The sequence below is a fragment of the Halorubrum pallidum genome (assembly GCF_055380345.1).
On sequence record NZ_AP043945.1, the window covers coordinates 568,977 to 595,393 of the forward strand.

Here is a 26,417-nt window from a genome sequence, read left to right on the forward strand (position 1 = left end):
ACGGACGGGACGTCGCGCACGGGAATTTCCATCCGATCCGCGGTCTGGCGGGCCGGCTCACCGATCGATCCACGGGTCGGTCTCGGCGACATCAGCGGGTCTCGGTGCGCGGATCTCGAAGCACGCGCCGTCAATGTCGTCCACCATCACGGCGCTCTCGCCGTCGGTCACCTCACGGTCATTCGCGTCGCGCGTTCTCCCGATATCGATCGGACCCTCTCGGAGCACGACCTCCCAGCCGTGTGATTCCACTATCTCTCGGACGATATCGAGACCGTACCCCGTTCCGTCCACTCGGGTGGTGACGCCCGGATCGAACACGCGCTCGCGGTATTCGGGATCGACGCCCGGCCCGTCGTCAGCGACGAGAAACCCCGTCTCAGTCGTGGCCACGACGACGATGGGGCCAGTTCGGTCCGTCCCGCGTTCGCTCTGTCCCGCTTCTGCGGCCGCGGGACCGTCGGCGATCGCTCCCGTCTGACTCTCCGCCGAGCCGTGCTCGATGCAGTTCCGGAACAGGTTCTCGAACACCTGCCGCAGGCGGCTACGGTCGCCTCGGACCCGCGCGTCCGCGTCGACGAGAAGGGTCGCGTCCGAGCGTCCGGCGGTCCCCCACGCGTCGCGGACGACCCCGTCGAGCGCGAACTCGGTCGGCTCGTCGATCCCCGACCCCTGTCGCGCGAGCGTCAACAGCTCGGAGACGAGCTGGTCGATTCGGTCGACTGCGCGCTCGCCGCGAGCGAGCGGCGTCGTGTCGTCTTTGAGCTGTGCCATCTCCATCGACGCGCGGATCACGGACAGCGGGTTCCGCAGGTCGTGCGAGACGATGCTCGCGAATCGGTCGAGACGCTCGTTGCGGTCGGTGAGTCGACGCTCTCGCGCCTTGCGGTCGCTAACGTCTCGCGAATTGAGGAGGAGCCGCCCGTCGACATCATCGCCCGGAAGAGACCGGGTCTGCGACTCCAGCCAGACCCAGTCGCCGTCGGCGGTGCGGTACCGATACTCCAGCGTCGGGGCCGCGTCGGGGTCGGCGAGCGCGTGATAGAACTGTTCGGTCACGCGCTCGCGGTCGTCCGGGTGGACGTAGCCGAGTGGGGATCGCCCGACGGTCGATCCCTGTTCGTACCCAAGCACCTCCTCGATCGACGGGCTCTCATACCTGACTCGGCCGTCCCCGTCGACGACGGTCACGAGGTCGGTACCGTACTCCAGAAACTGCCGGAACCGCTCCGGAAACGCCCGGTCGACATCGACGCGACGCGCGGTGACGACACGACCGCCGAACTCGGGTGCCAGTTCCTCGTCGACGACCGACTCGACCCAGACGAACCCGCCGTTCGCGTGTCGGATACGATGGGTGACGGTCCGGTCGGTCGCGACCGCGGAGAGCGCGTCCGAGACGGCGTCGCGGTCGTTCGGATGAACGTACGCCAACAGGTCATCACCGGTCAGAGTTCCCCGCTCGACGCCGAGCACCGCCGGAACGGACGGCCCCGCGAACAGCACCTCGCCGTCGACCGCGACCGCGGTGACGAACCGATCGGCGTCGGAAGCGATCGGACCGCCACCGGCGGTCGAACCGTTCGTTGTCGGAGGTTCGCGCCGACTGTGGGCGACGACCGTCTCGTCGGCGTCCCGATCCTTCCGCGATCCGTCCGCATGGAGGCGTCCGGTACCGCTATACGGTCCTCTGCCTCGCGTTTCGTCGGTCGGTCGGGAGGTCACGCTTGCCACGGACTACGATCTGTGATAGATAAATCCGCACGTCTTGAAAATCATATCTGATAATCATCGAGGACATTTGGCAGACGTACCGCGGAACGTAGATCGCACCAATGACACTTCATCGGACATGTCCGAACTCAACAGACGGTGAATGTCTTCTGCGTGTCACTCCCGCCTAGCAAAGATTCGGAGTCAGAAAGGTTAAACGCCCGCCACTGGTATCCGGTCGTGTGGGCGCGTAGCTCAGTGGACAGAGCACTTGGTTCCGGACCAAGATGCCGCGAGTTCAAATCTCGTCGCGCCCGTTCCATTTCGTAACGATTCAAATCCGACAGACGGCAGTACGTTCCCTATAAAGGGGTACTGCGATCTGCAAGTGATTTCGTTACGTCGCGTAACGGGGGTCGAAGCCTTCCTGCGATTCGCGTACATCCAAACGGTGGTGAGAGGTATTGAATTGGTCGGTTGGTTCCTACGTGAGAATTAATTCAGAATTCTCGTTTCTGTACGGACACCGTCGTCTACTATGACCACGGTGGACCGGCTATGGGAACTACCGATTTCGGAATGCCTTGCTTAGAATCATCCTTCGGCTTGTTGGCTTTCTTGATACACTTGGTGCCGAAGGTGTTCTGTGATCACTTCCTGCACTTCATCGTTATCCATGAACTCGGCAAACAACTCTTGATTCTGGTCCATCCGATCGATGAACATCTCGGTGAGCACACTATCGAACTCCAGAGCGAAGTTCTCGCGACTATTGACCCTCGCAGACCGTCGTAGGTGATCGTCTTCGAGTGCATCCTCCTTCAGCTGTTCGAGAAATAGCTGGTCAGCCTCGGTAAAGTCGGTTCCCAGCTTCTCGTTGATTTTCTCGACGATGGTCGAGAGTTCAACTTCATCGTCCTCACTTCCCCCGCCAGTTCCCGTCTCTGTTGGTCCCTGTACCTCTCCGTTGGTCTCGTTCAGTTTGATCTCTCCTTCCTCCGACTTTTCGAGCCGGTAGTACTGTAGTGCAAGTTCGTCGTCGAACTCAACAGCAGACTGGCCTGATCCCTTGGGGAGTTCCTTGTAGAGGAACCGGCCGAAGGTGTACAGCTTTTCGAGGTGTGTATCCGCATAGCTGACAATCTGGGACTGGAACTTGTAGAGACGGAGGAACGAGCGAAGTGTCGACCGGAACTCCTCTTGGGTCTCTTCGTTCGAAACCATGAACTCGTCACGGGCCGGCTGCACCAAACTGCTCAATTTTGCGTGTGCGCCCTCAGTCCCTGTGTTCTCAGGGTCAAAGAACACCTCAGCAAACCGATCTACGTCACTCTGGTCATAGATGCGAAACGCTTTCAGCTCGCTTGCAAGCTGCTGGAGGTGTTGCGGGTCGGTCTCCTCTGTGACAGTTGTCTTGCCGTAGAACGGCTCGAACGCCTCCTTAATCTCCGACTGCTCGTTTTCGAAGTCAAGGACGAAGGTGTCTTCTTTCCCCGGGTGGGTCCGGTTGAGACGGGAGAGCGTCTGGACCGCCTGAATCCCTGAGAGCTTCTTATCCACGTACATTGTGTGGAGTAGCGGCTGATCGAAGCCGGTCTGGTACTTGTCGGCAACGACGAGGATCTGGTGGGCTTGGCTGTCGAAGGCGTTCGGAAGTTCTGACTCCTTGATCCCGTCGTTCATCCCTTCCTCGGTGTAGCTCTGGCCGTCGTCCTCGACAGTCCCTGAGAACGCTACAAGCGCGCTGAGATCGTAGCCATTCTCCTCGATGTACTCGTCGAGGGCCTTCTTGTATCGGACCGCGTGAGAGCGTGAGGAGGTGACTATCATGGCCTTCGCCTTTCCACCGATCTTGTGCTGCGTGCTGTTCCGGAAGTGCTCGACGATGATCTCGACCTTCTGTGAAACGTTGTGGGGATGAAGCTTCAGGAACCGCGAGATGGCTTTCACTGCTTTCTTTTCGGGCACTTGCGGGTCCTCCTCGACGATCTTCGCGACGTTGTAGAACGTCTTGTAAGTCGTGTAGTTCCTGAGCACGTCGAGGATGAACCTCTCGTCGATGGCCTGCTGCATCGAGTAGAGGTGGAAGGGCTCGTAGCCGCCGTCGCCGTCGGGTTCGCCGAACATCTGGAGCGTCTTCGCCTTGGGCGTGGCCGTGAACGCGAAGAAGCTGAGGTTCGGCTGTTTGCTTCGGGCTTCGGCGCTGGCGACGATCGCGTCTTCGGCGTCGTCGATCTCCTGCTCGTCCACACCGGAGAGGATCCCCTTCATTTCGGCCGACATCTCGCCCGTCTGGCTGCTGTGCGCCTCGTCGACGACGACCGCGTAGTCCCGCTCGGGGAGCGACTGCGTGTGTTCGATGACGTACGGGAACGTCTGGAGGGTCGTGATGATGACCGGCTTACCGGCTTCGAGCGCGTCCGCGAGCTCCTCCGACTTCGGTCCCTTCTCGCCGGTGATTCCGTGGACGACTCCCGTCTTGTGGTCGAGTTCGTAGATCGTGTTCCGGAGCTGTTCGTCCAGAATCGTCCGGTCGGTGACGACGACGACGCCGTCGAAGACTGCCTCATCGTCGTCGTTGTGAAGCGAGACGAGGCGATGCACAAGCCACGCGATGGACTTGCTCTTCCCGCTTCCGGTGGAGTGCTGTATGAGGTAGTCCTCACCGGACCCATCGCGTTTCGCGCTGTCGACGAGTTGACGGACGCACTCCAGCTGGTGGTACCGCGGGAAGATCAGCGTCTCGTCTTCCTCGACGGTGATTCCGTCCTTCTTGATCTCCTCAGTATCGATGTGAATGAACCGCTGGATGATGTCCATCCAACTGTCTTTCTCCCAGACTTCCTTCCAGAGGTAGGCGGTCCGGTGGTCGTCCTCCCGGGGAGGGTTGCCACCGCCCTTCTCGTGGCCCTTATTGAACGGGAGGAACTTCGTGTCGTCGCCGTCGAGTTCAGTCGTGTAGTACACCTCGTTCTGGTCGATCGCGAAGTGGACGAGTGCGCCGCGTTTGAACCGGAGGACCGGCTCGCTCGGGTCGCGGTTCTTGTACTGTTCGCGGGCGTCTTGCGTCGTCTGATCGGTGAAAGTGTTTTTCAGTTCCGCGGTCGCGACCGGGATCCCGTTGAGACTCAACGCGAGGTCGACGCTCCGGTCCGGATTCGTCGCAGAATGGTGGAGTTGCTGGGTGACACCGAGGACGTTGGCGTCGTACTTCCGCTGGAGTTCGGGGTTGATTCCCGTGTTGGGCTGGAACGTCGCGAGGTCGATCTTCGTCCCGGTGGTTCGGAGGCCGTGTCGCAGCAATTCGAGCGTTCCCTGCCGTTCGAGTGCGCTGGTGAGTTCTTGCAGGAAGCGCTGGCGGGTGTTGCCCTTGTGGGCGGTTTCTAGTTTGTCCCACGCCTCCGGCTGCGTCTCCTTCACGAACGAGACGATCTGCTGCGGAAAGAGGCCGCGTTCGGCGTCGAATCGATCGCTCGGAACGCGAACGTAGTCGCGCTCAAGGAGGGCAGCCGCGATCTCGTTCTCGAAGGCCTTCTCGTCGTAGGGCTTGCTCATTAATCGTCGCCTTGAATGACACCTTTCTCCTTAGATATATCAATCTGACCCGTAACTGCGGCGGTGATGAGAGCTTGGCGTTTCTCTTCGAGGAGGTCGATCGCCTCGTCGACGCGATCGATCAATTCCCAGAGCTGTTCGGTCTCGGTTTCGATGTGCTCGACGATCTCGCGCTGCTCCTCAATCGGCGGGAGCGGGGTTTTGAACGACTTGATATCCGGCATGTAGATGGTTTTGTGGGTGGATCCTTGCATCAGTCGATCAAACTCCTGATCCATAGAGCGGAATACATAGAGTAGATATTCGGGAATGATTTCCTCGCCGCAGACCCAATTCGCGAAGTCTTGTGAGGTCGCCATCGGCTTACTCATGATGCCGGAGAAGCCAACTGATGCAGTACGTGAGAGGAACACCGTTCTCTCCGGGAGGAGGTGCGCTCCGGAGTTCTCCATCCCAATCTCGCTGATCTGATTATCGGTTTCGTGGAGGTAGCGCTTTCGACCTTCGCGGAACGGCTTGATGTCGGAGGTGGTGACCCATGGGATATCGGTGTCTTCCCAGTACTCGTCGTTGGAGCGGTCAGGCGTGTGGCCAGAGTGGAGTTCAGCGACGAAGCGGGTACGGACTACGTCCCAGTGTTCGGGGATTTCCCCGATCCATGTTTCTCCGGATTCTTTTTTATTTGAGTGGTTGATACCGCCAGTGACTGTGTCTCTGATTTTGACATTTATTAGCTCTAATACTCTAGAAATCAGTTCTTCATAATTTGACTGGAGCCGATTTATTGTTTCACGTTCTTCATCAAGATAGTCCGCAAGCTGCTCTTGCTCGTCAACAGGCGGTATCGGTATGACTTGGCGTTTCAATTTTTCCGCGGTTAGATGCTCAATAGTACTCTGATTGGTACCTGCGGAGAACAGACCCGACTTTTTGCCGAACTCCATGAAATAGCAGAAAAAACGCGGGTCGTATTCACTCGAATGTGGTCGTACTCTGTGGAGAGCCTTCTGGAAATAACACTCCATATTCTCTTCATCCCAAACCGCGCTTCGGCCGACCTCTCCACCCTCACATACCAACACATCCCCCTGATGTAATTCATATTTACTCCGCTCGCGAGGATGGAAATCCATTTTAGGTAGGTCCTCGGTATTCACCTCCCACCACTGTACATCTTGGTTTCTCAGATATGGTGCAAGATGATCGCCCTCTATTTCATCCTCTTTTAATTGCTTTCCCAGTTGCACATCGTAATGCCAGAGGACCTTACTCAATTCCCAATCCTCTGGCAGTCCCGCTATCCACTCAGGTTTTGATTTAGATCTCATTACCATGAAGCTCCAGAGATCAAGCTTTCAATCTCTTCGGAGATCTCTTCAATCTCTTTAGAGACTACTTCAGGGTCTCTAGGCGATTCATACTGGTAGAATCTACTATGCCTTGTTGAACGCAAGACAGCGTCGGGGTAGGGTCGGTAACTCACGGTTTCACGGCGTTAAAGCACGGTTCTTACACTCAGAAGATGTAGTAGCTGCCGCTGACGGTGTTGCTCGAAGAGTCAAAACTATGCCATCTTACTCCCTTGATCAGATGACGATGGCGATGCCTCTCCCAAATATGTCCGGAGAAGGGGGAGCAGGCGGCGAGCCCTAACTCGCCGCCTGCGTTAGGTTATGGATGATGCACTTCCGCGTGAGCTCCCGGAACTGGCCGTGCCAGCTCCGGGAGCGTAGCTTCTCGCCGTCGTCTTCCTTCAACTGCGAGAAGCCCGTTTCACTCATCCAGCGCTGGTTGTAATCCTCATTCATCCGGGCGTTGTGAGCCTTCTGTAGCGGTGTTTGCTCTCTGTGCTTGATCAGTGGTCGCGTTGAGTTGGAGCGACACTCCTCACGGAGATCGCTCCATGAGTAGTTTGCGTCGGCAGATAACACGCGCAGGTCTTCCGCGTTCCGGCGGAAGACCTGCATCCCAATATGACCGTCCCATGCCTTCTGCGTCGTGAAATGAACGTCCTTGATCGCTAGCGAATTCACGTCGATCAAAATCGTCGTCTTCATCGACTGAAACGAGAAGTCTGCGCGGTCGCGGTAGTGGTAGCTGGTTTGATCGCGTTGAAAGCCGCTTGCGTCAATTGCGGCTTCACCACTCCAGCCCGCCTGCTCCGCCGAAGCGCGGAGCAGGCGGCGGAGTTCACGCATTCGGTACTCCTTTTCCCACCGACAAAACGAGCTGTAGTGCGGTGCGTCGTCAAGATCAAACACGGCGAGGACGCCGGGCATTTCGTTGAGGTAGTCTTCGGTCTCACGGAGACTCTTCTCCAGTTCGACGCGGTACAGGATCAACGCGATCTGCACCCACTCGGCGTACCCGTCCGCGCCGTCCGGCGCGGCGGGTACGTCCGGATCATCAACATGCTGTTTGGCAAGGTCTCGACACATCCAAGCAAGCCGTCTGAGCGATGCCATATCGCCAGACGGCGTCCATTTCCGGGTTAATCTGGCGGAATATTACAGTAAGAGCGTCCCAGACCGTCGTCACTAGGCGGCAAAACAAGGCAATCTACTATCAAAATTTATTTCGTACCCAACAACCCCAAGCTCTCCATCCTTGTCGTCGTGGTATTTTTTGCTCTCGTTGATCCACGCGTTCTTGAGATACGGCTCTACCTCCCTCTCAAAGTACTCTCGGGGGTCTGTACCTAGTGGTACCCGCTCCCGTTCCCGCAGATCGGTATCGTGCTCAGGATTACCGTTTCCGTCAGTCACGATCTCCGCGTCGTCGTTCTGCTCGCCTAGGGCACGCTCGATCGCATTATAGACGCTGTTGCGCACGTCGACGCTCTGCATGTTGAAAGCCAACTCCACGTCATTTATAAACTCGTCACGGTCCATCCACTGCTTCTCGTCGTCAAGCGTCCGCAGCGCTTCCTTCACCGCTTCCTGTGTCTCTTCGTCGCGGTTCGTGAACGCACGCTCGTCGTCGAGGCTCTCGATGCGCTCTTCCGTCGCCCTGAAACTCATCCGGAGCGGGCGGTCGATGACGATCCGCCGATAGCCGAATTCCTCCGTGGGAACGACCTTCGAGCGCCCGTTCGCCTCCAAGTCGCCGAAGATACGTGAGATCTCGTCGATGTGCTCTTGCCCGAGTTCGTGACGCTTCTCCCCGAGGCTCTCGTCCATCTCCGCGTAGAGGTCCTGCGCGTCGATCAACTGGACCTTGTCCTCGCGAGATTCGGGCTTGTCGTTCGAGAGCACCCAGATGTAGGTGCGGATACCCGTGTTGTAGAAGAGGTTCTCCGGCAGGCCGACGATCGCCTCCAGCCAGTCGTTTTCGAGGATCCACCGCCGGATCGCCGACTCGCCGCTGTTCGGACCGCCGTTGAACAGCGGCGAGCCGTTGAACACGATCGCGATCCGAGAGCCCCCTTTCTCGGGCGGCTTCATCTTGCTGATCATGTGCTGGAGGAAGAGAAACGCTCCGTCGTTAGTCCGGGGCGTCCCAGCGCCGAACCGTCCGGCGTACCCCTCTTCATCGTGTTCGTTCTCTATCTTCTCTTTCACCTTCTTCCACGAGACCCCGAACGGCGGATTCGAAAGCATGTAGTCGAACTGCCGGCCTTTGAACCCGTCCTGAGTGAAGGAGTTGCCGTAGACGATGTTGTTGGGCTCTTGCCCCTTGATGAGCATGTCCGAGTTACAGACCGCGTAGGACTCGGGGTTCAGTTCCTGCCCGAAGACGTGAAGCCGCGCGTCGTTGTTGAGCTGGCGGACGTACTCCTCGGCGACGCTGAGCATCCCGCCGGTCCCGCACGCCGGGTCGAAAACAGTTCGAACCGCGCCCTGCTCGGACAGCGCCTCGTCGTCCTCTTGGAAGATGAGGTTCACCATCAGCTCGATGACTTCGCGGGGAGTGAAGTGCTCACCAGCGGTCTCATTGCTGAGCTCGTTGAATTTCCGGATGAGTTCCTCGTAGATGTACCCCATCTCTTCGTTCGCGACCTCGTCGGGATGGAGGTCGATCTCCGCAAACTGGCGGACGACCTTGTAGAGGAGGTCGGCGTCGTCGAGTCGCTGAATCTGGTGATCGAAGTCGAACTTCTCGAATATCTCTCTCGTCTCGTCGTCGTACTGGTTGATGTAGTACTGGAGGTTCTCCGCGATGTTGTCTGGGTCGTTGCAGAGTGACTCGAACGTGTACTCGCTGGTGTTGTACACCTCGGCATCGGCCGCCTTCTTGAGCGACGGCGCAACGTTCTCGATACCTTGCTCTTGAAGCTGATCGTGGCGCTCTAAGACTTCATCTTTGTTCCGTTCAGTTACACAGTCAAGACGACGGAGTACCGTCAGCGGGAGAACGACCTTCTGATACTCCGACTGCTTATAATCTCCTCTGAGGAGGTCGGCAATCGACCAAATAAAATCCGCCTTCTCATTGAAGTTGTCGACCATCTATGTCGAGACGAGAAACCACGTCTGAATAATAGTTTGGACCGACGCGTGCGTGGATAATTACCGCGGATTAGTTGATCAACCCGAATTGTTCCGGCAGAGGTGTGAGAAAGCTCTCCAAGACGTCAATGGTATTGGTGAGACTATCGCCGACTCACTGGTTGAAGGAGTCATAAAAAACCTGCTGACCTGAATGTTGATAAAGAATTCCTGATGCAAATAGACGGGATAGGGAACGAGAAGGCAGAGACGATTCTAGCTGCTAGCTAGGCCTCCGAATGCCGAGGCTGAACTATCACCGACCCTTCATTTTCTTTGCTGTAATATAAGTCATAGAGAGTAGACCGTCTTAGTCTTTTTATTACCAAGTTGCTCTTCTCCCTAAAACAAACACGAGAAGAGCCATTAGCGAAGCTCCAATAACGGCCTCACTTGCAGCAATGTATTTTGCAAACCCGACCGGTTGGATATCACCGTATCCGAGAGTAGTGAAAGTGACCACGCTGAAATATATGCTATTGACCCAGATCTCCCAGTCGATATAGAGATCCCCAGAAAGTATGCCATTCAGAGTCACTGAATATCTCAGCACCTTATCCCCTTGTTGAATGCCCCATATCGGGTAAATAAGCGAATAGAGTAGCGTTACGACGCCCAATGAGAACAAAACATTCCAGTGACCTTCGCCGTATCTGATTGTACGGCGGGAGATTTCCGCTTTGAGTGACTTGAGTAACAGTCGGAATTGATTCACAAACCGTGTTCGAAATTGCTTCTCGGGTGTGTTCGAAATTGCGAGGAGATTCTGAAACTGGCCCATTTTCGCCTTTATTGTACCGACACGCCCGTCGGAGCTAGATGAAACAGGCCCACACAGCTCTAACCAACTGAGCTTCCGTTTCAGATCTTTTTCTTTAATATAGTACTGCTGTGCTTGTTTCGAAAGCGCATTTTCTTTACTCAGTCTTGAGAGAGAGTTATACGACCAAATCGCTCGGTTGATATGCTCAATCTTAGAATCTAAATCCCGTTCTTCTCGTCCCATTTCTTCATACGGAGATATTCTATCAAATGTAGTATCGTGGTCAATGACGGCGTCTGAAATTACGGCAGAATGAATTTTTGCTCCTCGCAAGTCCGCACTTTGGAGGTTCGCTCCATCAAGCACAGTACGTTCAAGTCTCGAATTGCTCAGGTCTGCATCGAACGCGTAGATATTACTCAAGTCAGCATTAGTGAAATCCGCTTCTATTTCTGCACTAGAGAGATTTGCTTCTTTGAGGTTTGCCCCCGTGAGGATCAAGTCTGTGAACTCTGTTTCACTCAGGTCCGCGTTATTTAGCCTCGCATCAATTAGATTTCTGCATAATTGAGTTGAGCGGTCAAATTGAGTTCCTTCGAATATGGGTGGTGTGTCGAAGTCTGCATCAATGAAGTTGGTACCGGCACAGTTTGAATCGGAAAACGTGGTATTCCGATTGCCAGAGCTAGGTTTTTTGAATGTTGCATCGACAAAGCGTGTTCCTGAGAGATTCGTCCCTGTGAAATTCACCTCTTTGAGGGTTGCATCGTCAAAATTAGACAAACAAAGGGTAGTGAACGACAAATCAATCCGAGTTAAGTTTGAGTCTTCAAATCTTCCCCAAAGAATGATGTATTCTGAGAAATCAAGATCTTCGAGCGTGGCATCGCTTAGATATGGCTCACAGATTGTTTCGCCATTCTCCGAGAGTGCCGCCTTAAGTTCATCTGTAGTCTTATCTTCTCGCTCACTGTGCCAGATACAGAGGTTCGTCCCGCCTTCCGCCTCTCTGGAACAGGAATGTTCTAGAATCCGCTGATTGTCAATTACGCCGACTACCTGAGCAGATGTTCCGGGTCTTCCGTTGCGCTCTATGTCCCCATACTGGCTGAAAGATCGCTCTTTCTCGTCGGACCAAGTAAACCGATACTGACACTGATTGTTTGTCATACAGGGACAAACCAAACACCTCATCACGCCTTTACATATCTTTCTACAGCCGTCGTCAGCCGGTTTTCTAAATCTACGTATGAAGTTTTAAGAGAGAGTGCCAAGAAGTCTACTTCATCGTGCCCGCTTTCGAGTACGTCGATACCAGACGGGAACTAAAAGAAGTACTTCGAGAGCGGATGGTCGAATCATACGACTCTATTGCTGAAAATCAAGAACTTGATGACGGACAGACGTATTTGAAGTCATATCTGATTGAATCGAACAGAGACGCATTTACTGAGGGGACGGTCTCTCTTGGAGATCAGCAACTGTATATCTCTGATACTCAGGAGAGAGGGTTTGTGCGTGCAAGTGCTCAAACTGATGACGGACGGATTTACTTTTTCATTGATAAACTGAACGACCGGTTCTGGTCTATCCATACGATTGCGAAGGCAACAGTGAGCGACAAGATAATCAAACGAATTATTTTCCCTAGGTTCACGGAACTAGACTATCCTTGGCTCTCAAACGGATTCCTCGAGGATATCGGTAAGCAACCAGAGGCGATCTTCCGAGCGTTCTCAGTTAAGTTTGAAGACGAATTCCACGACATAATGGCTAATGAAGGTGGAGTTGAGGGTCTCTCTATGCGCTTGTGGGGAAATAGTGCCGACGAAGTATTGGATACGCTAAGAACGAACGAGAATATTAGCGGGTCTACCTCTCTCTCTAACGTCGGGATTAAGAAAGAGTACGGGGAGCGCGTTCTTTTGAGCGATATCACATACCAGTCAAAGTTCACTGCAAGAGGTGAGTCAGTCGAAGGTCACTTTAGCCAAGTCCACGACGTGATGGAGAAATACTATAACATATTAGATAAAGTCGAAAATGAGTACAGTATGTACACTGAGCAGAGGGGAAGTGGGACTCATATTGATGGTCATCCGCTCTTGATTGATTTCAATCGTCGGATTGAGAACCTTAGAGAGTTCGTTGATGAACTATTCTCCTCTACGAATCCATTCCGTCTCTGGGGGGTCGTTGACGAAATGGAAGAGGACTACTATACAATTGCGGGAGTTGATATGCACACGGGAGATAAGATTGACTTCGAGGTTTGTCCCGATTGGATGCGTATCTACTTGCCCAAATGCCTTGTTTTGCCGCCTAGTGACGACGGTCTGGGACGCTTTTACTGTAATATTCCGCCAGATTAACCCGGAAATGGACGCCGTCTGGCGATATGGCATCGCTCAGACGGCTTGCTTGGATGTGTCGAGATCTTGCCAAACAGCATGTTGATGATCCGGACGTACCCGCCGCGCCGGACGGCGCGGACGGGTACGCTGAGTGGGTACAGATCGCGTTGATCCTGTATCGCGTCGAACTCGAAAAGAGTCTCCGTGAGACCGAAGACTACCTCAACGAGATGCCCGGCGTCCTCGCCGTGTTTGATCTCGACGACGCACCGCACTACAGTTCGTTTTGTCGGTGGGAAAACGAGTATCGGATGCGTGAACTCCGCCGCCTGCTCCGCACTTCGGCGGAGCAGGCGGGCTGGAGTGGTGAAGCCGCAATTGACGCAAGCGGCTTTCAACGCGACCAAACCAGCTACCACTACCGCGATCGCGCAGACTTCTCGTTTCAGTCGATGAAGACGACGATCTTGATCGACGTGAATTCGCTAGCGATCAAGGACGTTCATTTCACGACGCAGAAGGCGTGGGACGGCCACATTGGGATGCAGGTCTTCCGCCGGAACGCGGAAGACCTGCGTGTGTTATCTGCCGACGCGAACTACTCATGGAGCGAACTCCGTGAGGAGTGTCGCTCCAACTCAACGCGACCACTGATCAAGCACAGAGAGCAAACACCGCTACAGAAGGCTCACAACGCCCGGATGAACGAGGATTACAACCAGCGCTGGATGAGTGAAACCGGCTTCTCGCAGTTGAAGGAAGACGACGGCGAGAAGCTCCGCTCCCGGAGCTGGCACGGCCAGTTCCGGGAGCTCACGCGGAAGTGCATCATCCATAACCTGACGCAGGCGGCGAGTTAGGGCTCGCCGCCTGCTCTCCCTTCTCCGGACGTATTTGGGAGAGGCATCGCCGTCGTCACCTGATCAAGGAAGTAAGATACCATAGTTTTGACCCTTTGACGACCACCGCCAGCGGCGGCTACTACATCTTCTGAGTGTAAGAACCAGTCTCTGACATCGTGAAACCGTGAGTTATCGACCCTACCCCGACGCAGTCTTGCGTTCAACAAGGCATTCTGCTTGGTCTTTTGATCGGATGGTATGCTCACATCAGATATACATCAACCGGTTCTTCTACTACATTCAGTTCGCTCGAAGGTTGTGTAGAAGTAAGAGGTACTCTCTGGAAAGGTACTGCTGAAGTCAGAAGTGGCGAGATAAATGGAATCAGTGTATCTAATGAACCACTTTGTATTGAATGTCAATCGCCTATGAATCGAGATGAAACTAAGGTAAGCGGCATCTCATCTGCTCGCTCCCGTAATAGTGCCGCAATGGGTGGTGGAGGAAGATCTAAAACCCAATATCGCTGGAAATGTCCTAGCTCAGGGTGTGGTAATACCGTTGTAAGAGATTTTGACCGAGAGGATGAGGCCTTCAATCTGTTCTCAAAGCATTTTGATCGTATTGTTAAATCCCAAGGAGAAAATTACTCTCTCAATTCTTTAATTAATAAAATAGATGACACAGAAAGCGAGGTTACATCTAGGCATGTTTGGCGGAAGTATGTCGAGATCGCAAACGATCCTGATGTATCGAAAAAATGTTTTTAATTTAACTCAATACATTCACCAATCTGTGTAACCACTAAGACAGATACTGTATAGTTAACTTGCGTGTTCAAATTATAGATCGCGTGCTGGTAGCAGTAAAGGGAATATGGATAGAATATCAATAGGGAATATATGGTCGATATAGGTTACAGATTGTCGGACCCAGTCACCGATTATTCACTTGACAAAATCGGTAGAGATGAGTTCAAAAGACAAGTCAAGTCAATTGAGAAGTCCACCGAAGGTGCAAACTGGTGGACGGTGTGTACCGCTATTTTAGATGAGACACACGAATCGAACCACACTGATATCGCAGAACCACTCTTAGAATTGTATAGTAAAGAAAATTTGAAAAGGATATTTACGAAGGAAACAATCGAAGAGATCGAATAAATCACCCCTCCCCGTATTTACCGCGGCTCGGTAAGTTAACGTGGTATCATTGTCTCAACAACCTTTATTGCGAGTTGTACACAATCTGCTTGTGACAATGGCAACCAAAGAAGCAAACTGGGGCACTCCCCTCGGCACGGGCGGTGAGGTATTCGAACTCCTCGAAAACGCCCGTAAAGCATGGATCTATACATACATTCGCCACCATCCATCGTCAACAATTCAAGATCTAGTTGAGGCCCTTGATCTTCCGCAGCGAACGGTCTACGATTATATCGACGATCTCGAAGGTGCAGACTTTATTCATCAGCCAAACGATGGCCGCCCTGCAGAATACACGGCTCGTGATATCAATCTCCAGTTGACAGACGGTGACACCAAACGGCAGATCACACCTGAGTTAGTTGAAGCGGTTGCTCGACGAACTCGGGACGAAGATATCGATACGTACATCGATCGACATGGCTTGGACGGGCTCGCCGTCGCGCTGGAATACGCCCGTGAATACGTTGATGGATCTGTCACGCATCAGATCATGGCCCGGGAGCAAGAGCTCTCACCGCTCGAAGCAGGCGTTATTCTGGACGCACTCCGACCTGTCGTTGAGACTAGCTCGGAATGACACACGACGATACCGTCGTTTTCATCGACTCGTCTGTCCTCATCAGTTGTGGCCGGCGTGAGAGCACACGGTTTCAGGCGCTTGCTCGGGAAGCTCGCCAGCGTGATACAGTCTTTCGAATTTCGCCGCAGGTGTATGCAGAGGTGGCTGGAGACTCATCTCTCGACGAGTACACAACCAGTGATTCTGCTGTTGAAAAAGCACTCCAAGAGGGATGGATGAAGGTCACAGAAAGCCCGTCCTATTCTGACTCGGATATCTCAACGGTGATGGATCAGGCACGGAGCTTCATTGCCAGTGCCAGCGGCCGGTCGGAAGATATCATCGAAAAAGCGGATACAGAAATGGTTGGATTGGCGCTCGAATTCCTTCTTACTGATACCGCAGGTCGGGTTATACTGGTAACGAACGATATCCCACTCGGCAAAGCAGCTGAATCGCTACTTCCTCAATATGGAGTCGACAACGAGCAAATCACGTGGCTTCGTGGTGGCGAGTTCGCTGATGAACTCGGCGAGGATTTCGTCCCCGAATTTGACTGAGTCAGCTACATTCCTTGGATGTTGTAAAAGATTTCTACACTAATACCGAAACCCCCAAACACAGATGAGCCATGCACTCTTGAAAGTTGAATAATGTTTTTCACAGAAGGGATATTACTGTCTCAATATGTCTGAATGTCATGTCGAGATCGGGGACGACGTCTCATTTTTTCGTGGGGAGGGAGAAGTAGTAGATATCAATAGCCGCAATCAGAGCGATCTGCTTAAAATTCAGACGAGAGACGGGCAACTTCGAGTAATTCCAAGTGATATTGCCTGCGCAAAGCGAATTTGAGTGGTAGAATCATATGGAATTTTGTAATGAATGTGGCTCAATGATGGTCAAAATTGGTTCAGAGTGGAAGTGTAAATCGTGTAATCCAAATGAGTTTGAAGCTGAAAAGAACAAAGAATATCACAGAGAAGCAGTCCTACTAATATGCCCCATCTGCGGTCGTCAACGTCCGTACTGTGGTGCAAAGGGAGCAAAATTGGGTGAGGCCAGACTTCGGATGGGTATCATCCAACATCTTGAATCAGTACACGATCTTAAGGAGACTGAACAAGGGGCTGCAGTCATTTCGTGTATTAGTGACCATGAAACGGTTAACATTTCAGCGGAACTTTGTCAAGAAGCTTCAGATCGTGGGTGGGGTTCATACAATATCTGACTGCTTTCTGCCGATCTGATTCTATTAAAATCCCATGCAGACTGGTGAAGTGAATGATCCCACCACGCCGAAGGGCGATAACTTTGAGCGCCCAGCGACGGAGATGGCGGAAACGCTCACTGACCGCCGAGATCAGCACTATGGGACCGCCTCCCAACATACTACAGTGATCATATCATTGGAAATATTATCTTTCGTCTCAATTCTCGAAAGTGTTTTATAAAACCATTGCGCTATTTGAGACAACATGATATCAAAAAGCCATTTTCAGGTGATTTCTCATCTCATAGATGGGTGTGATCCGGAGCTGAGTGTTAGTGCGCTCGCCGCTCAACTCGAATGGAGCACCAGCCATGCCTCACGCATCGTCTCCGAATTAGAAGCCTACGGCTGCGTCCAAACCAACCAAAACGGTCGAGAAAAGCTGGTTTCTCTTACGGAAATCGAACCGATAGAGCAACTCGAGGCACTTCTCACGGAATATCGCCACATGGACCTACCGGCCCTCATCGCCGGCTCTGGGCTACAGATCCTCTATTATCTCGATCAAGGACGGACCGCAACCGAATTAGCCGAGCGAAGTGGCGTGAGTCAGGCAACAGTATACCGCCGGTTAGACGATCTCCAGCTGGTTGGTGTCATCGGGAAATCGAAGTCCCGGTATCGCCTCAACGAGCCATTTACCGTATTGGTCTCAATCGCACGAGGACTGTTCCATCAGAAACATCGTCGTGAAGCAGGAGAACACGCTGTTGGGCTCAATTTTCTCTGGGAAACACACGACGAGTATCTCTTTGCGTGTGACAGCGACATCAGCGCTGAAGGGTTTCATCTAACCGGACCAGCGCTGTTCGGTGAGTTTGGGGTTCCACTGCTCACTCGTGACCGCCGGCACTACTTCCGAACCGATCGACTCACCGAGGTCGACCCTGTCGAGTTGGTCTGTCATGCCCTCTTGATCGATGATGGCTCTCGGTACAGAACGTACTGTCTGTTACTGATACAGAAGCAGGATATCGATCGAACGGCATTACGAGACCGCGCTGAATACTATCATCCTGAGGCGACGATCGATCTACGCGCTATCGTCGACGGACTCATTGAATACTTGGAGACAAATGGGGAAACGACGGCTGAGCAGCTCCCCGAATGGGAAGAGTTCAAACAAACAGCCACAGAGTATGAGGTCACTCTATGAGTTCTCGGAAGCGATTCGACGGTGGTTATATTGAGGCTGAACTTCGGAAGATTTCGGATCATCTCCAGACAGAGGTCGAGGCGTATCTCATCGGTGGTGGGGCGATGGCACTTCACCAACCGTCTCTCAAGGACACGACCAAGGACATCGATCTCGTTGTCGTGGATGAGACGGCCCTCAGCCGTCTGATGGGTGTACTCGACGAGCTTGGCTATGAGGAGGTTACCGATCTCGGTGACGAGTACGATCGGCTGGGGGCACGCCATTGCGTACGGAACGATGCCGGGTGCCAGTTCGACGTCTTTTATCGACAGATTGCCGATAAGCTGTTCTTCAGCAATGGAATGCAAGCACGGAGCCAACAGTTTCTTTCTTCGGAATACTTCTCCGTCGGCCTCGTTTCCTTCGAGGACATTTTTCTTTTCAAGGCCGTCGCAGAGCGTCCGGACGACATCGGTGACATGGCTACGCTCGTGCAAACGGATCTCGACTTCGACGTCATCTCAAACGAACTCGAACGTCAGGTAGAGCTCTTGGGTGGAGAGTTCTTCGTCACGGCTGTCTCTGAGTCTCTAGAGCGGCTCGATGAGAGCGAAGGTATCCAAACGCCACTTGATGATGTCGTTCGAGAGTACTATCAGCAGTATATGAAGGGATACGAACTCCGAATACAGTTGGACGAGGAAACACCCAAATCCGTGAGCGAACTAGCCGCTGAGTTGGGAGTTTCAGACGAAGAGATCGAACGTCGATACGAGTATCTCAATCAGTACGGATTCGCTGAGAGAACTTCTGAAGGAATTCGGGATACTGGCAAGCACGATGAATTTACACGATCGTAAGCAGATAGTTCTGTTGAAATCCTATATTTCGGATAGATTGTCGTCTGAAACACCAGTTCGCTAAAGACTGCGTAGTTGGCCGAGCAACTAACAATACGGTAGGCAAATAACAGGTATGGAATATATCGGCGATGGTCAGGTCTGGAGGTATCTCTTCGGTGATCGTCTTCCTCGTTGGACTGTTATCGGTTCTGTTGTCAGTCTCTTGGCTCTCGCGTCTGTCGGGTTCCTCCTCGGGATGGGTGTTCGCCTCTATGAGTTCTGGGGCTGGCTTGTGATTGTTCCGGGAACTGCTGTCATTGCGGGGATTCTCGGTGCGGGCTTCGTCCCAACTGTCGGCTCGCTGTGGCTGATTAGCCTCTGGGGGTACGTCTTTCCACCACTCGTCGGGTATCTCACCGGTGAGTGGATGGGGGCAGGCCGGTACACCTCGCCGAGAATGCTGGGGTTCGCATACGGGTCTGCCCGCGCCGAATTACTCGGGGGACTCGAAACAAGTGTTAATTTTGGGCTGGCGCTTGCAGTCATCGTCGGAACGACCGGCTACGTTGCGGGGTCTGTTATCCAATGGATGGCGACGCGCATACGGTCGGCTTGATTACTGAACAGCCTCTACTGAGTACAGTCGTAGAGTGTCTGTCCATTTTGCAACACTGTCTCACCCGAAAACACTTATTCTCAGTCAAGTCATTCTGACCCAATGAAAAGACGCCAATTCCTCGCCGGAACTGTACCCACGGCATCCGTAGGTTTGGGCGGATGCCTTGGGAGCGGTCCGTCTTGTTCGGGAGAGGATAACTGGCCACCGAATGTCCAAGTGGAGGAATTGGAACTCAAACCGGGCGACTCAGCATCCTTCGAGATACAGGTAGACGGCATTACTGGATTCTCGTTCGACCCACGGTTGTATTCATGCGGTACGGATGCGCCAGTCAGATTTGGGGATGTCGACACCTCACCAGCGATAGATGCTCAACTTGACTCCTGCCCGCCAATATGGATCTGGGATGACTGTACACGTGTGACGATAGATGTGCCAGTTCAAGTTGATCCTGATGTGCCTTGTTGAACGCAAGACAGCGTCGGGGTAGGGTCGGTAACTCACGGTTTCACGGCGTTAAAGCACGGTTCTTACACTCAGAAGATGTAGTAGCTGCCGCTGACGGTGTTGCTCGAAGAGTCAAAACTATGCCATCTTACTCCCTTGATCAGATGACGATGGCGATGCCTCTCCCAAATATGTCCGGAGAAGGGGGAGCAGGCGGCGAGCCCTAACTCGCCGCCTGCGTTAGGTTATGGATGATGCACTTCCGCGTGAGCTCCCGGAACTGGCCGTGCCAGCTCCGGGAGCGTAGCTTCTCGCCGTCGTCTTCCTTCAACTGCGAGAAGCCCGTTTCACTCATCCAGCGCTGGTTGTAATCCTCATTCATCCGGGCGTTGTGAGCCTTCTGTAGCGGTGTTTGCTCTCTGTGCTTGATCAGTGGTCGCGTTGAGTTGGAGCGACACTCCTCACGGAGATCGCTCCATGAGTAGTTTGCGTCGGCAGATAACACGCGCAGGTCTTCCGCGTTCCGGCGGAAGACCTGCATCCCAATATGACCGTCCCATGCCTTCTGCGTCGTGAAATGAACGTCCTTGATCGCTAGCGAATTCACGTCGATCAAAATCGTCGTCTTCATCGACTGAAACGAGAAGTCTGCGCGGTCGCGGTAGTGGTAGCTGGTTTGATCGCGTTGAAAGCCGCTTGCGTCAATTGCGGCTTCACCACTCCAGCCCGCCTGCTCCGCCGAAGCGCGGAGCAGGCGGCGGAGTTCACGCATTCGGTACTCCTTTTCCCACCGACAAAACGAGCTGTAGTGCGGTGCGTCGTCAAGATCAAACACGGCGAGGACGCCGGGCATTTCGTTGAGGTAGTCTTCGGTCTCACGGAGACTCTTCTCCAGTTCGACGCGGTACAGGATCAACGCGATCTGCACCCACTCGGCGTACCCGTCCGCGCCGTCCGGCGCGGCGGGTACGTCCGGATCATCAACATGCTGTTTGGCAAGATCTCGACACATCCAAGCAAGCCGTCTGAGCGATGCCATATCGCCAGACGGCGTCCATTTCCGGGTTAATCTAACGGAATATTACAGTAAGAGCGTCTGAGAACGTCGTCACTAGGCGGCAAAACAAGGCATCCTGATGCCGAAACCGGCACTTACGAATACGGTTTTAGCGTTAGGGAGACGATCGGCGATCGGAACTCAGATGACTACGAATATGCCATCACGGTGACTGGGAACTGAAATATGACTGTGAAACATTAAGTATTCCTTCTGTACTGAGCGTTGTGAGTGTAAAAATATCAACTGCTGTAGATTGTAACAGAGCCTCTACTATCTATATGTCTAATTTCTCGAGATCCTTCTCGATGAAAAGCTTATACAATCAGTGACCCATCGAGATATATGGAATCGCGGTTAGAATCGTTCCTTCTAGGGAAGTCGTTGAACCTATCGCTTCGGTATCTGGGGTACTCCGTCATTCTCATGGTCTTATTATTCGCTCAACTCTATCTTGTTGGAAATGCCGAGATGGGAAACTCATCTGGTTTGCTTATGAGTCCACTTGGAGTTACAGTAGCAGCGATGATTCTGGCAGGGATACACACATATCGCAACGACGGAATACTGCTGAGTATCGCCGTCGCCGTGATCATCATGAGCGGCTATTCCCTGTACGGTGTCACCGCTCTTACTCATCCCCAACCTGACTATGGACTTTTTACCGGTGTGGGGACAGCAATTTTGTATGGCGTCCCAATAGGGACTGTATCATTTACTGTTGCGTTTGCGTTACGGCGATTTTTCTCCGACCCAATCGCCTGTAGCTGAGAAAAAATAGAGATATAACGACTCCTCCAGCGAGTACACTTTGGGAACCGTTCCGAATATCTCGACTCTGTTGAAATCCTATTCTTCAGACAGATTCTCGCCTGAAACAGCCGGTCGATGAGAACTGCGTATTGACTATCGGATTTCCTACCAGTTCAGAGAGATGTCCTGATAGCCGTGCGAGATGCAGGACGCGTATCGGTCACCATGAGGGTCGGAATCAGTGCTGTTGGAATCAGCCGATGTAGGTGAACCCCAAAGAATTTAATTAACCGCAAATTGTGTGAATAAAATAGACTCCCACGACACTACCCACGAATCACAGCTACCCGAGAAGTGCCGACGCGGACAACCAACAAACCACGAATACGGCCGTAGCAACCCATCGTCCAATCTTCGCTCCAAACCAGTCCCCTATGAGAGACCTTGTCAGTGGAAAACCAATCACCCCAGATATGAGAAGGAGAGCAGCCACGGCGATATCCGCTGTGACGAGATACGAAATCCCGAGGAGAAGAGCTATAGCACCAAGGACGTACGCCACGCCAGTTGCAAGTTTATCTACGAGAGTTTTCGATTGGTTCTTTTGCCTCACCATCTCCGCAGCCGACGCCCTATCATCCTCGTCAGCAAGTATCTCCAGTTCGCTCACCACCTCGCCAAGGTTGTTCACGACGAACAATTCTTCTGTACCATCTTCCATCTCAATCCGCAACCGATCTCGGAGACCACCACCAAACACTGTCTCTCGGAATCCGCCACTGAACTTCTCCTCAACATCCACGTCTAGAATTTCGTCGAAGGGGATGTTGACAACGTGTTTTCCCTGAGATTCGTCGACTTTATTCGGGGTAAATTCGATGGCTTCGGAAGTGATGGTGAGGGTCCCTCCAAGGGTTCGGTCGCCAAGGGATCGGTTGGCGTTAAACTCCTTAATTGACCTCTCATCTGTGGACATAGGCGATGACTTAGGTCTATAGACATATGATTGAAGGGGGTCGTAGCCAGAGGGTCTAGGGAGTCTACAGAATCATGAATCCACTGCTACAGGGTGAATCCTATGAAAAGTGCCCAAGTCTACTGACCGACTGATCCATCCAAGTCGGTTTGAAACCAACGAGGGCCGACTGCTGAACCCACACTCTGTATCTTGCACGGCGTTCCTAATAGACTTCTGAGAAGTAGTCGGTGGGCGCGGTAATTGTGTAACCAATATTGAACGCGACCGGTCAGGATATATCTCTATTGAAGGATTTCAAAAGAGCCAATATGTCCTCAGTTGTAGCTATGCAGTTGATCGATGAATTACATCCTCATTTTTAAATCCAATTTGATTGTAAGTGAGGCTATGGTCGGATGGCTGATCGATTATTGGCATCAATTACCGAGTGCATTTATATGGCCCTTTTTAGCTACACTCGCTGCATCTATTGCTATTCTAGTTATCAAAATCACATTTAAAATATTCCCCGATATGGGAATTTTGGCTAATAAAAAAATTGGTACATCTTCGGCAATCCACGCTCAACAGCTCAATTCTTTAGTTGATTTGTGGAAGAACTCGGACAGCACAATTATATCCAATTGCCATATTTCTCTAGAATATGATAAAAAACGTAACCAAGATTATCCTTTTCCTGTTGACTCTGGAATTGTAGAGGATACAACGAAAATGTATATTGACCTTATCAAAAACCATCTGTTTTTAGAAGATGAATGCCAAACTGTTATTGATTCAAATAGGTCTTGGAGACAAAAAAGGCAGGAATTTATTGACGATTTTGATTTGAGAGATTATGAAACAGGAAACCGTCCTACAGCACATAAGTCCATGAAAGAAGGACCAATTGCTAATGTGGTATTTGATCTCGTTACATTGAACAGGAATTTGAGAAATAGTTCCATAGACCCAAATAGTATACTAAAAAAGGAAGAGAACGATTATACTCAATTCATAGCCGATCTAGAAAGCTATGGATGTGGCCATTATTATATCGGGTTCGAAAGTCCCGAGAACAACGCCGTAAGAAACGCCTACAGTATTTTATTAGAAGATGCAGTACAAAATAATTTAGGAGATAAGCGTATAGTAAGCGCAGAACAGGACTTACAAAAAGCTCGATCTGCCAACGAGACTATCAAGGAAACTATAGATGATATTGGAGATCAGGATTTCTCCGAGAACTGCCCATACAACACACCATCAAAGAAGCTATGGAAATGGATGAAGGATACATACGAAGCAAATAGAGTGAAATTGGATAACGACTAATCAGCCTCACGGACAGATTGATACGTGAATTTCCTGTATTGACCACAGCAAGTCAAAATGTGACACCCGCTGAGGATTTCAACAGGGTATCTTCGCTGTGGTTATCGGGACCGTCTTCGACCCTATACTCGATATCAAGCATGTCGTAGGTGTTGACACCGATTATCCAGATCGGCTTGGCGACGACCAGTGGCAGTTACTGAGTACGTCTTAGATGTTGTCGAGATACCCCCGTCGCTGTTCCATCCTTTCGTGCTGACTCCGCCGGTCGTAGTGTTCGTCGAGAACGCCTGCTGTCACATTTGCACGGTCACTAACAACCTCTTTCGGAACATCACTGTTCAAATGGTGAGTGATCCCACCACGCCGGAGAGCGTGTGGACTCACGCTTGAGGGACAGTCGAATGCAGCGGTATATTCCATCGCATCACAATCGTCTGGATCACGATCGTGGGGACACTCTCCAGTAGAAACGCAAGGCCTTGTGTTCCTGTAACAATCTCCTCGAAGCGTTGATCGATGTGCACGCCCGTTCGATGTCGACACGAGTGGTCGCCTGCCGAACTCGTCGTCAACATCGGGCCGCCGATTCGCTATCCAGTCGTCGATAAGCCCGCACACCGTGTTCGATAACGCGATCAACCGTTCTCCATCGGTCCCGTTCTTGATCGTCGTTCCCGTCTCAGGACGGTGGACGACGGCGATGTACCGCCCTTCCGGATCGTAATCGTCGACGTCAAGCGAGTGTACCGCACCGGTCCGCATCATCGTGTGCCACATCAGTGTGAGCACGACGTGAGGGCGTGACGCGTACTCGTACTTTGAGAGATATTCGAGAATCTCTTCAGCACGGTCGGACTCGAGCATCACGTCGCGTACGTTCTGCCCGTCTCGCAACACGGGCGACCGCACCTTCGTGTGGAGGTCGTCGACGACGGCGTCGATGCTCTCTAACCACTTCACGAAGACACGAATCGTGTCCATCTGAGTCTTCTCCGTGGCGGGTGCAAGGTCGCCCTCGCGACGCCGCCACAGGCGGTACTCGTGTAAGGTCCGTCCACTCAGCTCGTTCAGGTTCTCTATGTCCTCCTCGTCGCACCAGCGAACGAAGTGACCGAGGCGAGAGCTGTGCGAGTACAGCGTTGCCTTGGCCACCTCTGTTTCGCGGTCGGCGAGGTACAGTTCTACAGCTGTTTCCGGGTCGATTGGTTCGAGGTTCATCGGCTTGCTAGCGCGAACCGCGATTAGACCCCCGATCTGAAGTCCCCGAAATCAGGCCGTACAGCCCCGAAAGGTCGATTCGTTACGAGCGGGAACGCGCGCTCGTCGCGCCCGTTCCAATTCATAACGATTCAAATCCGCTAGACGGCGGTACGTTCCTTATAAAGAACGACCGTGATCTGTGACAACAAGCGCGTCGAGATCGCCGAGGAAAAGGGCGTCCCGATGCCGGAGGTCGCCGTCCCGCTCGTCACCGGGATGCTGGTCGTCGCCAACCTCGGGATCGTCCTCTGGAAGCTGCCGCGAGCGGCCGCGGGCGCGCTCGTCGTCTTCTTCCTCGGGACGACGCCCGCCATCCACGACTTCTGGACGATGGAGGGCAAAGAGCGACAGGGCAACAAGATCAACTTCCTGAAGAACCTCGCGCTGTTGGGCGGCGCGCTCGTGTTCCTCGACGCGGCCGACCGCAGCGCAGAGAATCGACGGGACGGCGACGACTGATCGCGGAATCGGCCGCCTACAACACGTACGGCCCGCGCAACTGGATCGGTTCGTCGTGCGGGCGGCCGGCGACCGCGACGACGCGGAGGGCGTCCTCGCCGGCTTCGACCCGCACGTCCCGCGCCTCGGTGACGGGGAGCACGTCGCCCTCAGCGAACGCGTCGCCGCCGACGGTCCCCGCCCCGGAGACGCCGTAGAGGAAGCCGGACCAGCCGTCCGGGACCGACCACGTCCACACGCCGTCGACGCGGGCATCGAGGTACGTCATCGGCGTCCGGAGATCGATCGGCGAGCCGTCCCCGACGACGGTGGTGACCGTCGCGCCGTCGAGCGACTCCGTGGGCAGTTCGGTGGCGCTCGCGTCGACGTAGTCCGCCTCGGCCTCCTTCTCGCTCTGCGGGAGGTTCACCCAGAGCTGGAGGCCGCTACAGGCGTCGCCGTCGGCGGGGAACTCGGAGTGGCGGATCCCGTCGCCGGCTGTGATTCGCATGGCCTCGCCCTCGTGAGCGGTGTGTTCGACGCCGAGCGAGTCGGCGTGGTCCATCCCGCCCTCCAGCATGTACGAAACGATCTCGAACCCGCGGTGTTCGTGCATCGGGAACCCGGTGTCCGGGTCGATGTAGAACCGCTCGAACAGCACGAACGGGTCGAGGCTGCTCGGATGCGCCTCGGTCGGGAACGCCCGGGTCGAGTTCACGCCGGTCCCGTGTCGCACCGGCTGGCCGGCCACCGGCCCGTCGCCCTCGCCCGCGGACCGCTCGTCGGACGCCGCGTCAGATGTCATAGCTCATCTGA

General features: G+C 53.4%; 19 protein-coding genes, 1 tRNA gene and 2 pseudogenes. 11 read left to right on the forward strand and 11 right to left on the reverse strand.

Going from position 1 to position 26,417, the window contains the following annotated elements; translation table 11 throughout:
- Window positions 1-57 precede the first annotated feature (57 nt).
- Window positions 58-1,725: a PAS domain-containing protein gene (locus tag ACZ45C_RS04480; protein WP_460559355.1), complete on the reverse strand. Its 1,668-nt coding sequence runs from the start codon at window positions 1,723-1,725 to the stop codon at window positions 58-60.
- A 232-nt stretch (window positions 1,726-1,957) separates the two neighbouring features.
- Here ACZ45C_RS04480 and ACZ45C_RS04485 point away from each other — a divergent pair.
- Window positions 1,958-2,030: transfer RNA gene (locus ACZ45C_RS04485), tRNA-Arg, on the forward strand.
- A 277-nt stretch (window positions 2,031-2,307) separates the two neighbouring features.
- Here the strand turns inward: ACZ45C_RS04485 and ACZ45C_RS04490 are convergent.
- From ACZ45C_RS04490 to ACZ45C_RS04510, 5 genes are all read right to left on the reverse strand, one after another.
- A complete protein-coding gene (locus tag ACZ45C_RS04490; RefSeq protein ID WP_460559357.1) occupies window positions 2,308-5,268 on the reverse strand; it encodes a type I restriction endonuclease subunit R in 2,961 nt (986 codons plus the stop codon).
- Window positions 5,268-6,596 (reverse strand): restriction endonuclease subunit S, encoded by a 1,329-nt coding sequence (locus ACZ45C_RS04495; protein ID WP_460559359.1) that lies wholly within the window; start codon window positions 6,594-6,596, stop codon window positions 5,268-5,270. The genes ACZ45C_RS04490 and ACZ45C_RS04495 overlap by 1 nt, the downstream gene beginning before the upstream one ends.
- Window positions 6,597-6,917: 321 nt before the next feature.
- Window positions 6,918-7,733, reverse strand: a complete 816-nt coding sequence (locus tag ACZ45C_RS04500; RefSeq protein WP_464374304.1) for an IS5 family transposase — start codon at window positions 7,731-7,733, stop codon at window positions 6,918-6,920.
- Window positions 7,734-7,805: 72 nt separating this feature from the next.
- Window positions 7,806-9,716 carry a type I restriction-modification system subunit M gene (locus tag ACZ45C_RS04505; protein ID WP_460561861.1) on the reverse strand — a complete coding sequence of 637 codons (1,911 nt, stop codon included), beginning with the start codon at window positions 9,714-9,716 and terminating at the stop codon, window positions 7,806-7,808.
- Between the two features lie 361 nt (window positions 9,717-10,077).
- Window positions 10,078-11,688 carry a pentapeptide repeat-containing protein gene (locus ACZ45C_RS04510; RefSeq protein WP_460561859.1) on the reverse strand — a complete coding sequence of 537 codons (1,611 nt, stop codon included), beginning with the start codon at window positions 11,686-11,688 and terminating at the stop codon, window positions 10,078-10,080.
- Between the two features lie 119 nt (window positions 11,689-11,807).
- Here ACZ45C_RS04510 and ACZ45C_RS04515 point away from each other — a divergent pair, with 119 nt between their 5' ends.
- The 7 genes from ACZ45C_RS04515 to ACZ45C_RS04545 all read left to right on the forward strand — a co-directional run bounded on the left by ACZ45C_RS04515 (window position 11,808) and on the right by ACZ45C_RS04545 (window position 19,350).
- Window positions 11,808-12,890: a hypothetical protein gene (locus ACZ45C_RS04515; RefSeq protein WP_460561857.1), complete on the forward strand. Its 1,083-nt coding sequence runs from the start codon at window positions 11,808-11,810 to the stop codon at window positions 12,888-12,890.
- 26 nt (window positions 12,891-12,916) lie between these two features.
- Window positions 12,917-13,732, forward strand: a complete 816-nt coding sequence (locus ACZ45C_RS04520; RefSeq protein WP_128906796.1) for an IS5 family transposase — start codon at window positions 12,917-12,919, stop codon at window positions 13,730-13,732.
- A 1,242-nt stretch (window positions 13,733-14,974) separates the two neighbouring features.
- Complete coding sequence (locus ACZ45C_RS04525; protein ID WP_460561863.1) at window positions 14,975-15,499, forward strand: DUF7437 domain-containing protein; 525 nt, start codon at window positions 14,975-14,977, stop codon at window positions 15,497-15,499.
- Window positions 15,496-16,041, forward strand: coding sequence for a FliH/SctL family protein (locus ACZ45C_RS04530; RefSeq protein WP_460561865.1), 546 nt, complete (start codon window positions 15,496-15,498; stop codon window positions 16,039-16,041). The genes ACZ45C_RS04525 and ACZ45C_RS04530 overlap by 4 nt, the downstream gene beginning before the upstream one ends.
- Window positions 16,042-16,959: 918 nt before the next feature.
- Window positions 16,960-17,910 (forward strand): helix-turn-helix domain-containing protein, encoded by a 951-nt coding sequence (locus ACZ45C_RS04535; protein WP_460561867.1) that lies wholly within the window; start codon window positions 16,960-16,962, stop codon window positions 17,908-17,910.
- Window positions 17,907-18,752 (forward strand): DUF6036 family nucleotidyltransferase, encoded by an 846-nt coding sequence (locus ACZ45C_RS04540; RefSeq protein ID WP_460561869.1) that lies wholly within the window; start codon window positions 17,907-17,909, stop codon window positions 18,750-18,752. Before ACZ45C_RS04535 ends, ACZ45C_RS04540 begins: the two co-directional genes overlap by 4 nt.
- A gap of 115 nt (window positions 18,753-18,867) precedes the next feature.
- A complete protein-coding gene (locus ACZ45C_RS04545) occupies window positions 18,868-19,350 on the forward strand; it encodes a hypothetical protein (protein ID WP_460561871.1) in 483 nt (160 codons plus the stop codon).
- A gap of 673 nt (window positions 19,351-20,023) precedes the next feature.
- Here ACZ45C_RS04545 and ACZ45C_RS04550 read toward each other — a convergent pair.
- Window positions 20,024-20,839, reverse strand: coding sequence for an IS5 family transposase (locus ACZ45C_RS04550; RefSeq protein WP_464374304.1), 816 nt, complete (start codon window positions 20,837-20,839; stop codon window positions 20,024-20,026).
- 363 nt (window positions 20,840-21,202) lie between these two features.
- Here ACZ45C_RS04550 and ACZ45C_RS04555 point away from each other — a divergent pair, with 363 nt between their 5' ends.
- Window positions 21,203-21,628, forward strand: coding sequence for a hypothetical protein (locus ACZ45C_RS04555; protein WP_460559387.1), 426 nt, complete (start codon window positions 21,203-21,205; stop codon window positions 21,626-21,628).
- A gap of 325 nt (window positions 21,629-21,953) precedes the next feature.
- On the opposite strand, the gene ACZ45C_RS04560 is transcribed toward ACZ45C_RS04555, so the two are convergent.
- Window positions 21,954-22,586 (reverse strand): hypothetical protein, encoded by a 633-nt coding sequence (locus ACZ45C_RS04560; RefSeq protein ID WP_460559389.1) that lies wholly within the window; start codon window positions 22,584-22,586, stop codon window positions 21,954-21,956.
- Window positions 22,587-22,976: 390 nt separating this feature from the next.
- Between ACZ45C_RS04560 and ACZ45C_RS04565 the strand changes: the two genes are divergently transcribed.
- Window positions 22,977-23,900, forward strand: coding sequence for a hypothetical protein (locus ACZ45C_RS04565; RefSeq protein WP_460559391.1), 924 nt, complete (start codon window positions 22,977-22,979; stop codon window positions 23,898-23,900).
- 70 nt (window positions 23,901-23,970) lie between these two features.
- Here the strand turns inward: ACZ45C_RS04565 and ACZ45C_RS04570 are convergent.
- Window positions 23,971-24,090: pseudogene (locus tag ACZ45C_RS04570) on the reverse strand (IS5/IS1182 family transposase); the annotation flags it as partial.
- A 20-nt stretch (window positions 24,091-24,110) separates the two neighbouring features.
- The gene (locus tag ACZ45C_RS04575; RefSeq protein ID WP_460559393.1) at window positions 24,111-25,121 is read right to left on the reverse strand and encodes a tyrosine-type recombinase/integrase; all 1,011 of its coding nucleotides are present in this window, start codon (window positions 25,119-25,121) and stop codon (window positions 24,111-24,113) included.
- Between the two features lie 183 nt (window positions 25,122-25,304).
- Here ACZ45C_RS04575 and ACZ45C_RS04580 point away from each other — a divergent pair.
- Window positions 25,305-25,622: pseudogene (locus tag ACZ45C_RS04580) on the forward strand (DoxX family protein); the annotation flags it as partial.
- Window positions 25,623-25,638: 16 nt separating this feature from the next.
- On the opposite strand, the gene ACZ45C_RS04585 reads toward ACZ45C_RS04580, so the two are convergent.
- Window positions 25,639-26,406 carry a pirin family protein gene (locus tag ACZ45C_RS04585; RefSeq protein WP_460559395.1) on the reverse strand — a complete coding sequence of 256 codons (768 nt, stop codon included), beginning with the start codon at window positions 26,404-26,406 and terminating at the stop codon, window positions 25,639-25,641.
- Window positions 26,407-26,417: the final 11 nt, after the last annotated feature.

Coding starts and splice junctions, on each gene's coding strand:
- ACZ45C_RS04490 (WP_460559357.1), bottom strand. CDS start 5,268: ATGAGCAAGCCCTACGACGAGAAGGCCTTCGAGAACGAGATCGCGGCT.
- ACZ45C_RS04495 (WP_460559359.1), bottom strand. CDS start 6,596: ATGAGATCTAAATCAAAACCTGAGTGGATAGCGGGACTGCCAGAGGAT.
- ACZ45C_RS04500 (WP_464374304.1), bottom strand. CDS start 7,733: ATGGCATCGCTCAGACGGCTTGCTTGGATGTGTCGAGACCTTGCCAAA.
- ACZ45C_RS04505 (WP_460561861.1), bottom strand. CDS start 9,716: ATGGTCGACAACTTCAATGAGAAGGCGGATTTTATTTGGTCGATTGCC.
- ACZ45C_RS04510 (WP_460561859.1), bottom strand. CDS start 11,688: ATGACAAACAATCAGTGTCAGTATCGGTTTACTTGGTCCGACGAGAAA.
- ACZ45C_RS04520 (WP_128906796.1), top strand. CDS start 12,917: ATGGCATCGCTCAGACGGCTTGCTTGGATGTGTCGAGATCTTGCCAAA.
- ACZ45C_RS04525 (WP_460561863.1), top strand. CDS start 14,975: ATGGCAACCAAAGAAGCAAACTGGGGCACTCCCCTCGGCACGGGCGGT.
- ACZ45C_RS04530 (WP_460561865.1), top strand. CDS start 15,496: ATGACACACGACGATACCGTCGTTTTCATCGACTCGTCTGTCCTCATC.
- ACZ45C_RS04535 (WP_460561867.1), top strand. CDS start 16,960: ATGATATCAAAAAGCCATTTTCAGGTGATTTCTCATCTCATAGATGGG.
- ACZ45C_RS04540 (WP_460561869.1), top strand. CDS start 17,907: ATGAGTTCTCGGAAGCGATTCGACGGTGGTTATATTGAGGCTGAACTT.
- ACZ45C_RS04545 (WP_460561871.1), top strand. CDS start 18,868: ATGGAATATATCGGCGATGGTCAGGTCTGGAGGTATCTCTTCGGTGAT.
- ACZ45C_RS04550 (WP_464374304.1), bottom strand. CDS start 20,839: ATGGCATCGCTCAGACGGCTTGCTTGGATGTGTCGAGATCTTGCCAAA.
- ACZ45C_RS04555 (WP_460559387.1), top strand. CDS start 21,203: ATGGAATCGCGGTTAGAATCGTTCCTTCTAGGGAAGTCGTTGAACCTA.
- ACZ45C_RS04560 (WP_460559389.1), bottom strand. CDS start 22,586: ATGTCCACAGATGAGAGGTCAATTAAGGAGTTTAACGCCAACCGATCC.
- ACZ45C_RS04565 (WP_460559391.1), top strand. CDS start 22,977: ATGGTCGGATGGCTGATCGATTATTGGCATCAATTACCGAGTGCATTT.
- ACZ45C_RS04575 (WP_460559393.1), bottom strand. CDS start 25,121: ATGAACCTCGAACCAATCGACCCGGAAACAGCTGTAGAACTGTACCTC.
- ACZ45C_RS04585 (WP_460559395.1), bottom strand. CDS start 26,406: ATGACATCTGACGCGGCGTCCGACGAGCGGTCCGCGGGCGAGGGCGAC.